The sequence below is a fragment of the Eggerthella sp. 1_3_56FAA genome, from assembly GCF_000185625.1.
GTDB lineage: Bacteria > Actinomycetota > Coriobacteriia > Coriobacteriales > Eggerthellaceae > Eggerthella > Eggerthella lenta.
Map to the genome: position 1 here is coordinate 1,226,683 of NZ_GL622579.1, position 16,152 is coordinate 1,242,834.

Below are 16,152 nucleotides of genomic sequence, written 5' to 3' on the forward strand. Positions count from 1 at the left end.
TCGGAGGGGGCCGCGGCGGACGGAGCCTGAGATTGCGTCACGGGCGATGCGGGTCGAGGAGCCGAAACGCCCTCCGCCCCTTGCGGCGGGACGCCGCCCGCCTCGCGCGACGGCGCCGCAACCTGCGGAGCAGCGACGGGTTGCACCGGCGCGGCAGGCACCGCCCCAGCGCGTTCGGCCGACGATGCGCGATCGGGACCAGGAGCGGAAGCGGGAGCCGCGGAAGGCTGGGAGGCGGGCATCGGCGCCCCCTGGGTCGCAGGGGATGCAGGCGGAGAAGCCGGCGCGGGCGCAACCGAAACCTGGGGAGCCGAAGCCGCCGCAACCTGAGGGGCGGCAACCGCAGCAGCCCCTCCCCCGATCACGTGCGCAACCGCGGAGTGCCCGCTCTCCAGCGCCTCGATGCGCTCGGCAAGAGCCTCCAGCGTCAAGTCGGAATCGGGCCGCACCATGCGCGTGAGCGCGATCTCGAACGACAGACGCGGGTTCGTCGACGTCTTCAACTCGGCCGACAGGTCGCCCAGCACGCCCAGCAGGCGCGCCAGGCGGTCAGGGCCGAACAGCGGCAGCTCGCTCGCAAGCTCGCGCCGCACGGTTTCGCTCACCTCAAGCGCCACGTCGGCGCCCGCCAGCGACAGCACGTACATGTTGCGCATATGCTCGGCCAAATCGCGCACGAACTGCGCCAGATCCGCACCCGTTTCCACGTACTCCGCCGTCCAGCGGAAGCACGAGGCCACGTCGCGCGTACCGATTGCGCGCACGATCTCGGCCAGGTCGTTCGTGTCGATGGAGCCCAATAGCCTCTCGGCCACCTCCATCGTCACCTTGCCCTCGCCGAACGCGATCAGCTGCTCGAGCGACGTCAGCGCGTTGCGCATGCCGCCTTCGGCGCGATGGGCGATCAGATCGAGCGCCTCGCCCTCGAACTCCACGTCCTCGGACACGCAAATGGCACCCAGGCGCGACACGATGGACTCGGCCGAGATGCGGCGGAAGTCGAACCGCTGGCAACGCGAATGGATGGTCTCGGGCACCTTCTGCGGATCGGTGGTGGCCAGGATGAACACCACGTGGCTCGGCGGCTCCTCGAGCGTCTTCAACAGCGCGTTGAACGCCGCCGTCGAAAGCATGTGAACCTCGTCGATGATATAGATCTTATAGCGCCCGCGCGTAGGAGCGAACTGGACGCGACCGATGATCTCCTCACGCACGTTCTCCACGCCCGTACGCGACGCGGCGTCCAGCTCGTAGACGTCCGGATGTTCGCCGTTCGCAATCATCACGCAGTCATCGCACGTGCCGTCAGGCTCGGGGGTAGGGCCGCATTCGCACAGCAAGGCTTTCGCCAGCAGACGAGCCGTGGTGGTCTTGCCGGTGCCGCGCGGACCCGTGAACAGGTAGGCGTGGCTCACCTTGTCCTGTTCGATCGCGTTTTTGATCGTGCGCTCTATATGCTCCTGACCGACGACGTCTTCGAAGATCTGCGGCCGGTATTTACGGTAAAGTGCCTCTGCCATCGCGTACGCCCTCTTCCCTGCTACTCCGTTTCGGACTCCGCCTTCGCATGAGCGCCGTGCGGCATCTCCTGAACCGCCTTCGCGACAGGGGCCGCATGCTTGCCGGAGAGCCCTTCTTCGACTGCCGCATGAGCGCCGCGCAGCTCGAGCTCCTCGACCAATTCGGCATCGATCCCGGCTTGGGCCTGCGTGCGTCCGTCAGCCGTCTTCTTCTTGCGCGAGCTCATAGCGGCCTTGACGGCGCCGATGATAGCCGGAGCCACCGACACGGCGACAATGCCCAGCACGATGACCTCGAAGTGATCCTGCACGAGCGGAATACCGCCGAAGAAGTATCCCACCAAAACGAACAGGCTGACCCAGGCTATGCCGCCGATGCAGTTGAACAGCGTGAACTTGCCGAAGTTCATATGGCCGGTACCCGCAATGAACGGGGCGAACGTGCGGAAGAACGGCATGAAGCGCGTGATGACGATGGTGAGCCCGCCGTATTTGGCAAAGAAATGGTCGAGCTTGCTCATGCGTTCAGGCGTGAGCGCTTTCACTTTGCCGGAATCGATGATGCGCGCGCCGAAGAACCGCGCGATCCAGTAATTCGACGTGTTGCCCAAGATAGCGGCAACGTAGAACACGATGAGCGTAGCCCAGACGTTCAACCCTCCACCGTCGGCAGAGAACACGCCCGCCGCGAACAACAGCGAATCGCCCGGCAAAAACGGGAAGAACACAAGACCCGTCTCCACGAACACGATGAGAAACAGCGGCGAGTACACCCACAGCGGCCCCAGCGCGATAATCCAGCCCGCGATAGCCCCCCGCGGATCCGAGAGCAGGTTGACGAAGAAATTGATGATGTCCATGTCGTCCTCGCGGTCGCAGCCCGATACAAAAAAGTATCTCGAATAGGCAGGGGCGCTCGCCAGCGGTCCCTTATGGCTGCTTCCTCCCGGACCTGACCAGGTTCGGAACATGGCGCCGCCCCGGCCCATTCGAGATACTCAAAACAACAACCACTCCAGTATAAAGGAAGCGCAAAATCCGGTCGAACCCCAACCCTCTGAAGCAACCAAAAGCACACAGTCTCGACCATCGCGTTCGCCGTCGAGACCGCAGGAATCCTTTGCCTTGCGGCGCCGCGCCATCGCAAGCCGTCGTCTTTCCAGCAAAGTTGATCGAACCCGATCCTCTGCAGAACACCCAGATAGATCCATTCGTTTCCAACTTGGCGATCGCCCTTCTTCATTTCGTTACCGGAATCTACGTAAGATGATTATTCGGCATACGTGGAACAATCAATGCATAAGAGGAGGAAGCGATGAAGGCAACCGATCAGATCAAGCACGCGGCCTTCGAGAAGACGCTCGATTATCTCTTGGAAGACCCCGAGCGCAACGCCACCAAGATCATGGATATGCTGGACAAGGTAGCACCTGCCGACTTGTTCCCCAGTCAGAGGACCGCCTTCCGCAACGCTATCGACCAGCAGAGCAATTGGTACCAGCTCATCACGCGCTTGCTCGAGCTGAATCCCGTGATGCGCAACGACTTCATCAAGACGTTCCTCGTTGACGGCAACCTCATGGCATGGCCAAAGCAGGAGACCATGCGCGAGAAGCACCGCTGCAACGTGCCCTGGGCCATCCTCATGGATCCTACGAGCGCCTGCAACTTGCACTGCACCGGTTGTTGGGCCGCCGAGTACGGTCACCAGGAAAACCTCTCCTACGACGAACTGGACTCCATTATCCGCCAAGGCACCGAGCTCGGCACCTACGTGTACATCTACACCGGCGGCGAGCCGCTCGTGCGCAAGCGGGATCTCATCGCGCTCTGCGAAGCGCATTCCGACTGCTCGTTCCTCTCGTTCACCAACGCGACGCTCATAGACGAAGAGTTTTGCCAAGATTTGCTGCGCGTGAAGAACTTCATCCCCGCCATCAGCGTGGAAGGCTTCGAGGAAGCAACCGATGGACGCCGCGGCGAGGGCACGTACCAAAAGGTCGTCCGGGCAATGCGCCTGCTCAAACAGCACGGGCTCCCCTTCGGCGTCTCGTGCTGCTACACGTCAGCCAACGCCGATTCCATCGCCTCCGAGGAGTTCTTCGACTGGATGATCGGCCAGGGCGTCCTATTCGCCTGGATATTCACCTACATGCCCGTAGGCGTGGACGCGCCCGTCGAACTCATGGTGCAAGCCGACCAGCGCGAACGCCTCTACCGCTTCGTCCGCGAGATGCGCAGCAAGAAACCGCTGTTCACCCTCGATTTCCAAAACGATGGCGAGTTCGTGGGCGGATGCATCGCCGGCGGACGACGCTATCTGCATATCAACGCCGCCGGCGACGTGGAGCCGTGCGTGTTCGCGCACTACGCCAACGCGAACATACGCGAGACGACGTTGCTCGATGCCCTGAAATCTCCGATCTTCATGCAGTACTACGAGCGGCAGCCGTTCAACGACAACTTGCTGCGTCCCTGCCCCATCTTGGAGAACCAGGACGTGCTGGCGGACATGGTGGAAACCGCCGGCGCCCACTCCACCGACCTGCAGGCGAAGGAAAGCGCACGCAACCTGTGCGCCAAGTGCACGCGCTCCATCGAGGAATGGGAACCTGTGGCCGAGCGCATCTGGACCGACCCTGCCGATCCGCTGTTCGATAAACGTCACGATCCCGGCCAAGGCATGGCCGAAACCGATAAGAACAAGTTCGATCGCCTGAACCGGCAGCGCAAGCCTTTGGAAGACAAGGCCCAGACCGGCGAACCAGCGGCGTAGTCCGGCGCAGACGACAACGCATTCGGATAGAACAGGGGCCCGTTGAGATCAACGAGCCCCTCGATGCGCTCTTTCGCTCGCTTCCCTACAGCGTGCGCAGGTTGACTTCCTTGAGCTGGCGGCCCGTCACGGCGCTCGGGGCGCCGGTCATCGGGTCGCTCGCGGAGCTCGTCTTCGGGAAGGCGATGACGTCGCGGATGGACGCCTTGCCGCCCAGCAGCATGACCAGACGGTCGAGGCCCAGCGCGATGCCGCCATGCGGCGGGGCGCCCAGCTCAAGCGCGTGGATGAGGTGGCCGAACTTCTCCTCGATCTCCTCGTCCGTCAAGCCGCACGTGCGCAGCACGGCGCGCTGCTCGTCGGCGTTGTGGATACGGATGGTGCCGCCGCCCACCTCGAAGCCGTCCATGACCAGGTCGTAGCTGTAGCTGCCGCATGCCAGCGGGTCGCTCTCGATCTTGTCCACGTCCTCGTCCAGCACGTGGGTGAACGGATGATGCTCGGCGGCGTACTTCTTCTCGTCCTCGTCGTACTTGAACATGGGGAAGTTCACCACCCACAGCAGCTGATGGCCCTCGCGCGGCACGTTCAGCGCATCGGCCATGTGCAGGCGCAGCGCGCTCAGCACGGCGCTCGCCACCTCGTAGGTGTCGGCGGCGAACAGCAGAAGGTCGCCCGGCTCCACGTCCATGGCCTCCTTCAGCGCGGCGAACTCCTCGTCGCTGAAGAACTTGATGATGGGGCTCTTCTCCTTGCCGTCGGTCGTGAACGCGATCCAGGCCATGCCCTTCGCGCCGTTCTCGGCTGCGATGTCGGCCAGCTTCTCCACGTCGCCGCGGCTCCAGTCGCCCGCGCCCTTCGCGTTGATGGCCTTCACCACGCCGCCGGACTGCGCCACGCTCGAGAACACCTTGAAGCCCGTGTTCTTCACGATGTCGGTGATGTCCACCAGCTCCATGCCGAAGCGCGTGTCGGGACGGTCGTTGCCGAAGCGGTCCATGGACTCGCGGTACTGCATGCGCTCAAGCGGGAAGGCGTGCTCCACGCCCACGGCCGCCAGCGTCTCGGCCATGACGTCCTCCATGAGGTTCATCACGTCCTCGCCCTGCACGAAGCCCATCTCGATGTCCACCTGCGTGAACTCGGGCTGGCGGTCGGCGCGCAGGTCCTCGTCGCGGAAGCAGCGGGCGATCTGGTAATAGCGCTCGATGCCCCCCACCATCAGCATCTGCTTGAACTGCTGGGGGCTCTGGGGCAGCGCGTAGAAACGGCCCGGGTTCGGGCGGCTCGGCACGATGTAGTCGCGTGCGCCCTCGGGCGTGGAGTTCGCCAGGATGGGCGTCTCCACCTCCAGAAAGCCGCGCTCGTTCAGGGCGCCGCGCATGGCCTGGGCCACCTTATGGCGCAAGTGCAGGGCCTCGAACATCTCGGGACGGCGGATGTCCAGGTAGCGCCACTTCATGCGCGTGGTCTCGTCCGTCTCGATGCCGTCCTCGATGGAGAACGGCGGCGTCACGCTCGTGTTCAGGACCTCGACGGACTTCGCCAGCACTTCGATCTCGCCCGTGGCCATGTTGGGGTTCACGGCTTCCGCCCCGCGCTCGCGCACCGTGCCCGCGACCTTCAGCACGTACTCGCGACCCAGGTGCTCGGCCTTCGCGAAGTCGTCGGCGCTCACGCAGTCAGGGTCGACGACCACCTGCGTGTAGCCCGCGCGGTCGCGCAGGTCGATGAAGATGAGCCCGCCGTGGTCGCGATTGTGCCACGCCCAGCCCGTCAGCACGACCTCGCGGCCGACGTCGCCTTTGCGCAGCTCGCCGCACGTGGCGGTATGCATGCAGTATTCGTTCATGAAGTCCGTCATAGAGTTGGTTCCTTGCTCCTCAGCACCGCTATCTGCATCTGCCGCCCAACAGGTGCGCGGCAGATGTTACTCAAACTTAGTCATTGTACAGCATCGAGGGAGTGCGGGTCGAAATAGGCGTCCGGTTTCATGCAAAATGCGCGCGAACGCCCCGCTAGAACTCGGTGTCCGTCAGCACGCAGTTCACCCCGTTGTCCAAGCACAACTGTTGCAGCTTGCGATCCAGCGTGAACAACGTGGCCGCATTGCGCCGCGCGAGCACGAAGTACAGCATGTCGTAAACGGGATGGCGCAAGCGCATCGCTTCTTTCGTGGCCTCGCAGCACTGGGTTTTATCAAGATCACAGAACTCGTCTACGAGAGCGATCGCTTTCTCGATGTTGGCGCATACCGTTTTCTCATCAAGAAGACCCGCTTTATGGTATTTCCAAAAAGCATTCGACACCTCAATGAGAAAGAGCTGAGAGCTGATTACCTCTTCTCCTTCAAGCATCAATTGCCTCAGAGCTCGACCGGCTTCGGTCTCCCTTACCATGTCAACCGCCGCAGAACAATCAAGGACTATCATGCTTCGACCGCCTTCTGCTTCTCGGCAGCAATCATCGCGTCGATAATCGCATCCCGCTCCTCGCGACCCTGGCGTATGAGTTCCACCGTGTCCGGAAAATCATCCGGAACGTCAAATTTCGGCAGCTTGTCGATCTCCGCGAACAGCTCCTTGCGCTTCTCGATGCGCGCGGCTCGCTTCGCCTCGGTGTCGAAGTCGAAGTAACGCGGGCGCCGCTCCAGGCGGTGCAGGTCATGCCCGTCCCAATAATGCTGCGCGTCGGCGGCCTCCAGCATCTGCTCCACCGCCACGATGGTCTGCTGCGCGATGCTGCGATGCTGGCTGGCCGCATACGCCTTCAACTGCTCGTACAAATCGTCGGGAAAATCTCGCACCTGCAAAGCCGGCATGAGGGCTCCTTTCAAGAAACTGCGATATGCATGTAGTATACATGACCGAGCACTCAAACGCCACCGGCGCCCCACGCGACACTGATCAATGCCGTAAACAGGGGCAGGTGCCTTTTAAGACGTTTGCCTATCCCGCCCCTCGCGAACACGCCGCCCCCTCCCGGCGGCGCGGGCGCGCCTCACATCAATCCCGACCCGAACAGCACGAGGTCGAGCAGCTCCTGCTTCGAGTGGATGTTCAGCTTCTCGTATACGTGCTTGATATGGGTGCGCGTCGTGTTGTGCGAGATCGTCAGCTCCTCGGCGATGTACTTCGCGCTGCGCCCCATGGCGATGAGCCCGAGTATCTCGGCCTCCCGCGGCGTCAAGCCGTTCTCCAGCGCGAGCTTGCGGCAGTACGCCAGCATCTCGGACGGCATCGCCTCGTCTCCCGTCTCCTCCTCGGCGCGCGCCCGCGGCTCCTCGGCCCGCCTCTCCTCCTCGCGCGGCCGCTTCCTCTTCGGCACCCCGCGCAGCAGCTGCCTTCCCACGCTGAAGAAGTACAGCGCCGTCAGCGCCCCGGCCACCGCAAGCGCGCACGACGAGAAGCTCAGCGTGGACACGCGCGCGATCAGCTGGCCGATGCACATGGCCTCGAACATCAGCCCCACGGCCAACCCGCGGATGGCGTACACCGAATCGCGGATGTCGTAAGCGAAGATGGCGATGAGCAGCACCCACACGTTGCTCTCCCACAGCGCGTCCGGCGCGTTCGACGGGATGGCCGCCCCGCCCATCACCAGCCCGATGGAGAACAGGGGCAGATAGCACACGCACAGCGTCAGCAGCGCGGTGCCGCGCGGCGACAGCGCGCCCCGTTGCTGCGAGAACCGGCTCATCAGCCAGCAGCAGAACGCCATGAGGATGACCGCCAGCACCTCGAACAGCACCATGTAGTTGAGACCGGACGACAGCACGTCGTTCTCGCGCCCCGCCAAGTACACGGTCACGCTGCACCCGATGGCGAACGCCGCCGCAACCGCCACCAGCACTTGCAGCGCCTGCGTCCCCTCGCCCAGCGCCGGCGCATCGCCCTCGTCGGCGGGCTTGGCGGCGCGGATGATGCACGCGATGGTCACCAGCGGCAGCGCGAGCAGGAACCCCTGCGCGATCGTGTCCGAGAACGAGCTGACGCAGCGGAACAGAAAATAGCACACGACGGCCACCACGAGCGCCGGATCGAGGTAGAACGAGGCGCTCTCGGGCCGCGAAGCGTGGATGGTCGACGTCCAGATGACGATGATCCACCCGCAGGCAAGCCCCAGCAAGGCGCCCGACACGTAGAACAGCCCCACGTCCACCACCGGCAGCATCGACACAAGCGCAAGCGTGGCTCCCAACGCCGCCGTCACGCTGACCGCCGGTATCCCCAAAGCCGATTCCGCGAACCGGCGCGCCCGCAGCAGCGGCCTCGACAGCAGATGCGCCGCGATGACCGATGCGATGACCACGAGGAAGAACACGGACAGCTCCGTCGACGTGCGATCAACCCCGATCGAGTACATCGCCCGGATGACCATGTGCGACGTGAAGAAGTACAGCACCCCGATTCCTGCGTCCAGCACCGTCGGGCGGACGAACAGCGCGGAGCCTCCTTCGGTATCGGCTCTCCCCTTTTCCATGACTCCCCTTCCATGGACGCGATGCCATGGTGCCAGTATAAATGACGGCGCCGCCAAGGAATAACGCATTTCGAGTGAGATGCGCGCCGCTTGCCTTCGAAGCCGCCAATGCCACGTTTTGAGTGACGCGCGCCGGCCCGATCGATCATACGCTACATCCCGTCGAGCGTCGCGCAAGACGAAGCGAAAGACGTCGCCGCAGCGCTCGGCAGGGGATCATCCGAACGAAGGAGGGAACATGGAAACAGCAAGGTCGATGGATCGTCGCAGCTTCCTGAAGGGCGCCACGGTGGCCGGAGCCGCCGCGGCCGCGGCGGGCACGCTCGGCTTGGCCGGATGCGCGCCGCAGGATAAGGAAACCGTCGCCGCCGCATCGGGCGACCTCGTGCTCGATGCCGAGAAATTCACGAACGCGAAGTGGAACTTCGAGATTCCGCCCGAGCCCGTGGACGAGAGCAAGATCGGAAACACCGTGGAATGCGAGATCCTCGTCATCGGCGCCGGCGTGGGCGGCCTCGTCACCGCCACGTCCGCCGTCGAGGAAGGCGCCGACGTCGTGGTAATCGCCTCGAGCGACGGCCCCGTGTCGCGCGGCGGCTCCAACGCGGCGTTCAACACGCGCCTCACCCACGAGCTGGGCCTCGACTTCACCCGCGAGGAGATCGAACCCATCTTCCAGGAGATCTTCGCGTCGAACAGCTTCCGCCTCGACCAGGAGAAGTGGTGGCTCGTCTACAACGAGTCTGGCAACGCCATGAACTGGCTCATGGACAAGATGGAGCCCTACGGCATCTCCGCCGTCATCGAGAACAACCAGCGCGACGGCGGCACCGACTGGTGGGACGGCGGCCCGCTCAAAACGCTGAACGTATCCCACTCCTTCGTCGCCGAGGGTGCCCAAGCGGCCGGCGCGTCGCAGCAGATCGTCGTCGAAGCGCTGACCGAGGAAATCCAGAAGGGCGGCGGCCAGGTCTTCTTCAGCACCACCGCCGTGCAGCTCGACCGCGAGGGCGACAACACCGGCCGCGTCACCGGCTGCGTGGCCAAGCACGACGGCGAGTACACCCGCTACAAGGCCACGAAGGGCGTCGTGCTGGCCACGGGCGACTTCTCGCAGGACAAGGACATGGTGGCGAAGTACTGCCCCATGGCGCTGCCCTTCGGCTACGGCGGCGTCTACGACGGCAGCGGCCTCAAGCTGGCGCTGTGGATCGGCGCGTCCTGGCAGAAGTACACGCCGAACGCCCCCATGCTGGCCACGATGGGCGACGAAGTGCTGCCCTGCCGCTGGTGGGCGGAAGGCGCGCTCACCACGTTCCCCGGCCTGCTGGTGAACAAGAAGGGCGTGCGCTACTCCAACGAGAACTGCACGTACGGCTACATGCCCTATCCGCAGCGCGTGCAGCCCGACGGATGCGCGTTCCTCATCTGGGACGAGAACTGGGTGCAGGACTCCGCCCCCTGGCAGAGCGACCGCGTGGGCGGCGAGCCGCGCGACACGCAGGAGGTCTACGACGCCATCCAGGCGCTGTTCGACCCCAACACCGATTGGACCACCACCGACGAGTACGCCGGCTTCGACGCCACGATGGCCGAGAACGCCGTGAAGGCCGACACGCTCGAAGAGCTGGCCGACGGTCTGGGCCTGCCGCGCGAGGAGTTCCTCGCCCAGGTCGAACGGTACAACTCGTACTGCGAGACGGGCCTCGACGACGAGTTCCACAAGGACAAGCGCTTCCTGCTGCCAGTGAAGCAGCCCCCGTTCTACGGCATCAAAAACGAGCCTTACACGCTATGCATCACAGGAGGCCTCAACACCGACATCCAGATGCACGTGTGCGATAGCCAAAACGACCCCATCCCCGGCCTGTACGGCGTGGGCACGGTCGTGGGAGACATGTACGGCGACGTGTACGACTACAAGGTGCCCGGCATCAACCTGGGCGGGGCCTGCACCACCTTCGGCTACCTGCTCGGCAAGAACCTGAGCGCCGGGAAATGGTAAGCCTCTAACAAGATCCTCCCCCTCCCAAGCGAAGGCGGCCTCTCGGCCGCCTTCGTCGTCTTGCTCGCTATCGCCCCTCCCGCACGCTGACGGCTATCGGGCTTCCAGCTTGCCCAGCATAGCCTCGAGGGAATCCGCCTCTCCGCCGAACGGCTCGCCGCCGAAATGCGCCAGCAGCTTCTTCAGCGCGGCGAGATCCGCCGCGCTCTCCTGGTGCGTCCGCATGTTGCGCACCTTCACCTGGCCGGCGGCCAGCTCGTCGGGACCCAGCACCGCCACGACGACGGCGCCCAGCTTGTCGGCCAGCTTGAACTGGCTCTTCAAGCTGCGATGCTGATGATCCATCTCGCCGATGAGCCCCGCGTCACGGCAAGCCTGAACGAGCGAGAACGCCTCCGCGCGCACCGAGTCGTCCACGCAGGCCACGAAGAAGTCGCAGCGCCGAGCCGCGGGGAACTCGTAGCCCGCCGCCTGCAGCGCCAACGCGCACCGCTCGTAGCCCAGCGCGAAGCCGAAGCCGGGCGTGGGGCGCCCGCCCACCTCCTCGGCCAGCTTGTCGTAGCGCCCTCCGCCACCGATGGCGTTCTGGCTGCCCATACCCTCGGTCACCTGCACTTCGAACACCGTGCGCGTGTAGTAGTCCAAGCCGCGCACCAGCTTCGGATCCTCCTCGAAGGAAAGGCCCGCGCCGCCGAGGTACGCCTTCACGGTGTCGTAGTGCTCGCGGCAGTCGTCGCATAGGTGCTCGGTGATCTTCGGCGCATCGGCCATCACGGCGGCGCAGTCGGGGTTCTTGCAATCGAACGCGCGCAGCGGGTTGATCTCCGCGCGGCGCTTGCACTCGTCGCACAGCTCGTCCGCATGCGCGTCCATGTACGCCTTCACGGCATCGCGGTACGCCGGGCGACACTGCTCGCAGCCCATAGAGTTCACCAGAAGGCGCGTGGCGTCCACGGGAATGCCGATGGCGGCAAAGAAGCGCATGAGCATGATGATGCCCTCGGCGTCCACGCTGGGATCTTCGGCGCCCAGGCACTCGACGCCTACCTGGTTGAACTGACGCTGGCGACCCTTCTGCGGACGCTCGGCGCGGAACATCGGGCCTGCGTACATGAGCTTCGCCGGAGCCGCGCCCTGCGGCACCAGATCGTGCTGCACCACCGCGCGCACCACACCCGCCGTGCCTTCGGGACGCAGCGACAGGCGGCTCTTGCCCTTGATGGTGCCGCCGCCCAGAAGCTTGTTCAGGTTCTCGCCCGAGATCGCCGTGAACATCTCCTTCGACACGACATCGGTAGCCTCGCCGATGCCGCGCACGAACAGCTCGGTCTGCTCGAAGACGGGCGTCTCGATAGTCACATAGCCGTAGCGACCGAACATGTCGGCGGCCGTCGCCTTGAAGTGCGCCCAGAATTTCGCCTCGTCGGGCAGGAGGTCCTTCGTTCCTTCGGGAGCTTGCAAAGCCATGGCGTATCCTTCGTCTCTCGCATTCTGAATCGGTCTATTGTAGCGCAAACACCCGCGAAGCCGCCATCACTCGCCCAACGAACGGAGCACGTTCACCAGCGCGTCGTCCGGACGGTAGCGCAGGCGCAGGGCCAGCAGGTTGCGTGCGACGGGGAACATCCCGACATCGACGGCAGCGGACGCGCCGGAGCCCAACGCTTCGAGCACCTCGGCGGTAGGCGCCACCGGCACCGCATGCTTCGCCAGTTCTTCGTCGACGACTTCCCTCGGCGGCAGCGCCACGCCCGTCTCCTCCACCAGCTCCTGGAGTTCGGCCGTGGCCTGCATCGCCATCGACGACGAGGTCATGAGCGATTTAAGGTAGCATGCCGCGCCCGCCTGCGGCCGTCCCGCCTTCCACAGCACGTACGCAAGCTGGTAGTACGCCATGGCGATGTCGCTGGGCTGCACGGCGATCAGCAGTCCCTCCTCCAGCACCGCGGCGGCGTTCTCCATGTCGCCCACCAACATGTAAGCGCGACCCAGCTGACGGTAGCCGGCTGCCGTCGCAGGCCCCAGCTCGATGGCGCGCTGGCCGAACCGCAACGCCTCTTCGGTACGCTCGAACGAGTGCTCCAAAAGCTGCGTGATCTCCAGATGGCACAGGTAGTAGGAATCGGGGACCACCTCCACCCGCTTGCCCGCATCCGCCGAAGCGCGCGACGGAGCGCCCGCACCCGCCCGCGCACGGTTGTACAGCACGCGCGACGCGTACGAGTCGAACGAACGGTACACGGTGGTCGCGCCGTCCACGAACCCGTCAAGGGCCGCCGCTTCCCCTACGGCATCGATGAGCACCTGCACCGCCGTCTCCTGGTCGCCGCTCGTAGACAACGACCGAGCACGTCCGAGCGCCGCAAGGCACCGATCCTCTCCGAGGAAGCGCGCCACCACTGCGTTCTGATCGCCCAAGCCGATCTCGCCTTCGGCAAGCGCCGCCATGAGCCGCGTGCACGACGCTACCGTACGGTCGTCGTCCTGGACTGCCGCCTCCTCCTGCGCCGCGCGAACGAGCCGGATGGCGTCCGCCGTGCTCGAAGCGCGCACGATCTCGTCGGCAAGGCCTTCGGCCATGCGGCGACGCGCAGCATGAAAGGTGATGCGCATGTCCTTGCATCGCTCGGCGCCCAGCTGGACGCGCATGTCGTCCGCCAACGCCCCGTCGACCACTTCCGGCATCTGCAGACGCAGCTCGTGCGACGGAAGGGCGTCGACGTACGCGAACGCTTCGGCCGCCTCCACATCGAAGATCGCCCCGCTCGCCGCATACGGCGGCAACGGGTCGCCGGCGCGCGCATCCTCGAAGCGTCCGAACGCCTCGTACGTTTCCCGAGCGAACGTCGTCTGCACGAACGCCCGCGCAGACGACTCGCGCGGAAACTCTCCCTTACTTTCGTCGCTCGAGCTCGGCGCCGCGTTCTCGCACGGCCGCGCCACGATGTCGACGCGTCGGATTCCAGACGAAGCGTCGAATGCAGCAGCAGCCAGCACCAGCCCCAGATGCAGCGCGTAGCGATGCGCCTGCGCGTCCCGATCGCGCTCGCTCGCCTGCACCCAGCCGCTTTCCTCCCGCCACGCCCACGACGGCATGAGCGACGCGCCCGGAACCTTCAGATCGAACGCCGCCGCCCCCGCCTCCACGTCGAAGCGCATCGACGCGTCCAAACGCACCGGAAGCCGCAACCGCTCGAGCATCGCCCCTATCGCGCACCGCACGCTCCATTCGCCCGCCCGCTCTGCCGCAGGCGCATCCGCAGGCCCGTCCATCACTGGACGCTGCGCAGCCACCGTTTCCAGCAGATAGGCGTCCCACCGAGCGCAATCCGCCTCCGTTGCCATCGAGGCGCGATCGCCGAACGCCTCGCTTACCAGCAGAAACCGATTGAGCGCAGCCTCGATCGCCCACACCGTCTCGATCGTGATAGGAGCTTCCCCGTCTTCCACGCCTAGATAATAGGTGTTGGCGTAGCGCACGGTGCGAACCAAGCGCAGCGCCTCGTCCTTGACCCCTGCCAGTTTGTCCAGCCCCGCCTCGGTCAGCCAGTGCGCCAAGCAGCTGACGAGCGCAGGAGGCTTGCACACCGGATCGTCCTCGGCACAGCGCGCGTCCTCCACGATGGATCGCATCGCCGTCAAGGGCTTGTCACCCTTCAGCCGCTCGAACACGCCGCCGATGCCGCGCTCGGGTACCGACGGCGCTCCGAGCGAAGGACGCAGCACGAACGCCAAATACGCCCGAGCCATCGCGTCTTCGTACGTCAAGTTCATGTCGTACGGGCCGAAGTCGTACCAAGAATCGAACAGCGCATAGCGGCCGCTTGCGCAGCGGTACTGGGCAACATCTTTTTTCGACCCGTCGCTTTCATGGACGTACACGCACCCCAGCTCTTCTCCGGCAGCCTGCTGGGGAACCCTCGCGAACGTCAGATCGGGAGTCCTCGCCGGAGGCACGGCAGACGCTTCGCTCGTCGAAAACACGCGCCCGAACGGATCGATATAAGCCAAGATCGCGATATCGCTTTTTCCGAAGAACTCGACAACATAGAGTCCGCCCGTGGCGGGCGTCGGCAGCCCCTTGCTCACCCAACCGTACGACCGAACAGGCTCCTCCTGCGTGATAGCGATCGGAGGCACCGCCCCTTCCAGCACGCAGCGCTTCGACGTCAGAAGGTCCGCTGCCCCGAGACGATATCTGCCTTCTTCATCGAGTTGCCGCACCGCTTCGTCCTTTCATTCGCTTCCTTGCAGCATAGCATGACCTTTCAAACGCGCAAAGAAGAACACCCTCGAAGCCCAAGCTTCGAGGGTGTTCGAACGACCTCGTCAAACAGATGATCAGTGGTGATGGTTGCACGCGTTGTCCGCACTCATCACCGGCACGCTGCCCGCAGCCACCAGCTTCGCCGCATCACCCACGATCGGCGTCTGGTTTTCGAAGTACACCGTGATGCCCGCCTGGTTGAAGCCCGTGAGCGGGCGCATGCCCATGCCCGCCGCCACGATAGCGTCCACTCCGGCTTTGGCCAACAAGCCGACCGGACGCATGCACCCGCCTTCCTCGTGCGGAGGGTTGGCCACCTCGCTCGTACCCGTGATCTCGCCATCGGCGATCTCCACCACAGTGAAGCAGTCGCAGTGGCCGAAATGCCCCGCGCGCTCGGATTCCAACCCCGCTTCGCCCATCGTCGGCACCGCAAGCTTCATCGTCTCGCCCATCTCGCCCTTCTTTCATTCATGTCCGGATAATACTTCAAACGTCGTTTCGTTTCAGCTCCGCCAAGCCGCCTTCCAGCAACTCGACCAGCAAATCATCGAGGCGCCGTCGCGCCCGAAGCGCATCGAGCCACTGTTCGGCCAGTTCGACTCCCTGCTGCGTCAGCTCGTACTCGCGACGGCGCGGCCCAACGTCCTCGTCGCACCATCGAGATGCCACCGCACCTTCGTCCTCGAGCCGTCTGAGCGACCGGTACAAGCCGCCTACGTCGACATCCACCTCGCCATTCGTACGCTCGAGGATCGCCTTGCGCATGTCGTAGCCATATCCGCCCGCATACAGCAATGCTGCAAGGGCGGCAGGCTCGACCAACGCCCCGCCGCCGCCTCCGCGGCGTCGACAACACGGCTGACGCGCCGCACCCTCTCCGCCGCAATCGTCTCTCGGCATAGGCCCCACTTCCTTCCGCAAGCTCGCCTCTATATGCTAATAACATCTATACTCCTTAAGCATGCATGTTGTCAACATATATAGCAAGCGAGTTGTCCCAACGGCGCTTCGGCGCATGCGGAACGCAAGGAAAAGGGAAGCAGTAGACAATGGGAGAAAGAAGAGGGCGAATAAGGCCGGAGACGGATTACTCGAAGGC

General features: G+C 64.5%; 12 protein-coding genes and 1 other RNA gene. 2 read left to right on the forward strand and 11 right to left on the reverse strand.

The window, feature by feature from the left end; translation table 11 throughout:
• From dnaX to ffs, 3 genes are all read right to left on the reverse strand, one after another.
• Positions 1-1,520 (reverse strand): DNA polymerase III subunit gamma/tau (gene dnaX, locus HMPREF1023_RS05375; RefSeq protein WP_009305166.1); only part of this gene is annotated, 1,520 nt, incomplete at its 3' end.
• Positions 1,521-1,540: 20 nt separating this feature from the next.
• Positions 1,541-2,380, reverse strand: a complete 840-nt coding sequence (locus HMPREF1023_RS05380; protein ID WP_009305167.1) for a VTT domain-containing protein — start codon at positions 2,378-2,380, stop codon at positions 1,541-1,543.
• Positions 2,381-2,416: 36 nt separating this feature from the next.
• An RNA gene (gene ffs, locus HMPREF1023_RS15180) (signal recognition particle sRNA small type) lies at positions 2,417-2,512 on the reverse strand.
• Between the two features lie 323 nt (positions 2,513-2,835).
• Here ffs and HMPREF1023_RS05385 point away from each other — a divergent pair.
• A complete protein-coding gene (locus HMPREF1023_RS05385; RefSeq protein WP_009305168.1) occupies positions 2,836-4,296 on the forward strand; it encodes a radical SAM protein in 1,461 nt (486 codons plus the stop codon).
• 85 nt (positions 4,297-4,381) lie between these two features.
• On the opposite strand, the gene aspS is transcribed toward HMPREF1023_RS05385, so the two are convergent.
• From aspS to HMPREF1023_RS05405, 4 genes are all read right to left on the reverse strand, one after another.
• The gene (aspS, locus tag HMPREF1023_RS05390; RefSeq protein WP_009305169.1) at positions 4,382-6,160 is read right to left on the reverse strand and encodes an aspartate--tRNA ligase; all 1,779 of its coding nucleotides are present in this window, start codon (positions 6,158-6,160) and stop codon (positions 4,382-4,384) included.
• Positions 6,161-6,314: 154 nt separating this feature from the next.
• Positions 6,315-6,728, reverse strand: coding sequence for a type II toxin-antitoxin system VapC family toxin (locus tag HMPREF1023_RS05395; RefSeq protein ID WP_035578422.1), 414 nt, complete (start codon positions 6,726-6,728; stop codon positions 6,315-6,317).
• A complete protein-coding gene (locus HMPREF1023_RS05400) occupies positions 6,725-7,117 on the reverse strand; it encodes an argininosuccinate lyase (RefSeq protein WP_009305171.1) in 393 nt (130 codons plus the stop codon). Before HMPREF1023_RS05400 ends, HMPREF1023_RS05395 begins: the two co-directional genes overlap by 4 nt.
• 179 nt (positions 7,118-7,296) lie before the next feature.
• The gene (locus HMPREF1023_RS05405) at positions 7,297-8,778 is read right to left on the reverse strand and encodes a helix-turn-helix transcriptional regulator (RefSeq protein WP_009305172.1); all 1,482 of its coding nucleotides are present in this window, start codon (positions 8,776-8,778) and stop codon (positions 7,297-7,299) included.
• A 238-nt stretch (positions 8,779-9,016) separates the two neighbouring features.
• Here HMPREF1023_RS05405 and HMPREF1023_RS05410 point away from each other — a divergent pair, with 238 nt between their 5' ends.
• Positions 9,017-10,783 carry an FAD-dependent oxidoreductase gene (locus HMPREF1023_RS05410; RefSeq protein WP_009305173.1) on the forward strand — a complete coding sequence of 589 codons (1,767 nt, stop codon included), beginning with the start codon at positions 9,017-9,019 and terminating at the stop codon, positions 10,781-10,783.
• Between the two features lie 93 nt (positions 10,784-10,876).
• Here the strand turns inward: HMPREF1023_RS05410 and hisS are convergent, their stop codons facing one another.
• The 4 genes from hisS to HMPREF1023_RS05430 all read right to left on the reverse strand — a co-directional run bounded on the left by hisS (position 10,877) and on the right by HMPREF1023_RS05430 (position 15,953).
• Positions 10,877-12,250 (reverse strand): histidine--tRNA ligase, encoded by a 1,374-nt coding sequence (hisS, locus tag HMPREF1023_RS05415; protein WP_009305174.1) that lies wholly within the window; start codon positions 12,248-12,250, stop codon positions 10,877-10,879.
• 66 nt (positions 12,251-12,316) lie between these two features.
• Complete coding sequence (locus HMPREF1023_RS05420; RefSeq protein WP_009305175.1) at positions 12,317-15,007, reverse strand: hypothetical protein; 2,691 nt, start codon at positions 15,005-15,007, stop codon at positions 12,317-12,319.
• A 117-nt stretch (positions 15,008-15,124) separates the two neighbouring features.
• Positions 15,125-15,505, reverse strand: a complete 381-nt coding sequence (locus HMPREF1023_RS05425; RefSeq protein ID WP_009305176.1) for a NifB/NifX family molybdenum-iron cluster-binding protein — start codon at positions 15,503-15,505, stop codon at positions 15,125-15,127.
• Between the two features lie 34 nt (positions 15,506-15,539).
• Positions 15,540-15,953: a PadR family transcriptional regulator gene (locus HMPREF1023_RS05430; protein ID WP_009609487.1), complete on the reverse strand. Its 414-nt coding sequence runs from the start codon at positions 15,951-15,953 to the stop codon at positions 15,540-15,542.
• Positions 15,954-16,152 lie beyond the last annotated feature (199 nt).

Bases quoted from the DNA above. Each gene is read 5' to 3' on its own strand.
- HMPREF1023_RS05400 (WP_009305171.1), bottom strand. From the start codon at position 7,117: ATGCCGGCTTTGCAGGTGCGAGATTTTCCCGACGATTTGTACGAGCAG.
- HMPREF1023_RS05425 (WP_009305176.1), bottom strand. From the start codon at position 15,505: ATGGGCGAGACGATGAAGCTTGCGGTGCCGACGATGGGCGAAGCGGGG.
- HMPREF1023_RS05395 (WP_035578422.1), bottom strand. From the start codon at position 6,728: ATGATAGTCCTTGATTGTTCTGCGGCGGTTGACATGGTAAGGGAGACC.
- HMPREF1023_RS05380 (WP_009305167.1), bottom strand. From the start codon at position 2,380: ATGGACATCATCAATTTCTTCGTCAACCTGCTCTCGGATCCGCGGGGG.
- aspS (WP_009305169.1), bottom strand. From the start codon at position 6,160: ATGACGGACTTCATGAACGAATACTGCATGCATACCGCCACGTGCGGC.
- HMPREF1023_RS05405 (WP_009305172.1), bottom strand. From the start codon at position 8,778: ATGGAAAAGGGGAGAGCCGATACCGAAGGAGGCTCCGCGCTGTTCGTC.
- HMPREF1023_RS05410 (WP_009305173.1), top strand. From the start codon at position 9,017: ATGGAAACAGCAAGGTCGATGGATCGTCGCAGCTTCCTGAAGGGCGCC.
- HMPREF1023_RS05430 (WP_009609487.1), bottom strand. From the start codon at position 15,953: ATGCCGAGAGACGATTGCGGCGGAGAGGGTGCGGCGCGTCAGCCGTGT.
- hisS (WP_009305174.1), bottom strand. From the start codon at position 12,250: ATGGCTTTGCAAGCTCCCGAAGGAACGAAGGACCTCCTGCCCGACGAG.
- HMPREF1023_RS05385 (WP_009305168.1), top strand. From the start codon at position 2,836: ATGAAGGCAACCGATCAGATCAAGCACGCGGCCTTCGAGAAGACGCTC.